Below are 1147 nucleotides of genomic sequence, written 5' to 3' on the forward strand. Positions count from 1 at the left end.
CTCGCTGGTCTCTGCGGCCACCCCCAGCTCATGGAGTAAATCCAATCACCGGTGATGGCCCCCCTTCTCCCGAAGTTACGGGGGCATTTTGCCGAGTTCCTTAACCATAGTTCACCCGAACGCCTCGGTATTCTCTACCTGACCACCTGAGTCGGTTTAGGGTACGGGCCGCCATGAAACTCGCTAGAGGCTTTTCTCGACAGCATAGGATCATCCACTTCACCACAATCGGCTCGGCATCAGGTCTCAGACTATGTGCCAGGCGGATTTACCTACCTGACGTCCTACACCCTTACCCCGGGACAACCACCGCCCGGGATGGACTACCTTCCTGCGTCACCCCATCACTCACCTACTACAGGTCTGGTCCGTCGGCTCCACCACTTTCCWTTCCCCGAAGGGTCCGGAACGGCTTCACGGACTTAGCATCGCCTGGTTCGATGTTTGACGCTTCACAGCGGGTACCGGAATATCAACCGGTTATCCATCGACTACGCCTGTCGGCCTCGCCTTAGGTCCCGACTTACCCTGGGCAGATCAGCTTGACCCAGGAACCCTTAGTCAATCGGCGCACACGTTTCTCACGTGTGTATCGCTACTCATGCCTGCATTCTCACTCGTGAAGTGTTCGATGTTTGACGCTTCACAGCGGGTACCGGAATATCAACCGGTTATCCATCGACTACGCCTGTCGGCCTCGCCTTAGGTCCCGACTTACCCTGGGCAGATCAGCTTGACCCAGGAACCCTTAGTCAATCGGCGCACACGTTTCTCACGTGTGTATCGCTACTCATGCCTGCATTCTCACTCGTGAACCGTCCACCACTGCCTTCCGGCGCGGCTTCACCCGGCACACGACGCTCCCCTACCCATCCCAGCCCCCGTTGGGGGTATGTGCTGGAATGACACGACTTCGGCGGTACGCTTGAGCCCCGCTACATTGTCGGCGCGGAATCACTAGACCAGTGAGCTATTACGCACTCTTTCAAGGGTGGCTGCTTCTAAGCCAACCTCCTGGTTGTCTGTGCGACTCCACATCCTTTCCCACTTAGCGTACGCTTAGGGGCCTTAGTCGATGCTCTGGGCTGTTTCCCTCTCGACCATGGAGCTTATCCCCCACAGTCTCACTGCCGCGMTCTCACTTACC

1 rRNA gene is annotated in these 1147 nt (G+C 57.4%); it reads right to left on the reverse strand.

Annotation, left to right across the window (positions count from 1 at the left end):
* Positions 1-1147, reverse strand: a 23S ribosomal RNA gene (locus FGF04_RS37500); the annotation flags it as partial.

The organism is Streptomyces apricus, assembly GCF_008369065.1.
GTDB lineage: Bacteria > Actinomycetota > Actinomycetes > Streptomycetales > Streptomycetaceae > Streptomyces > Streptomyces apricus.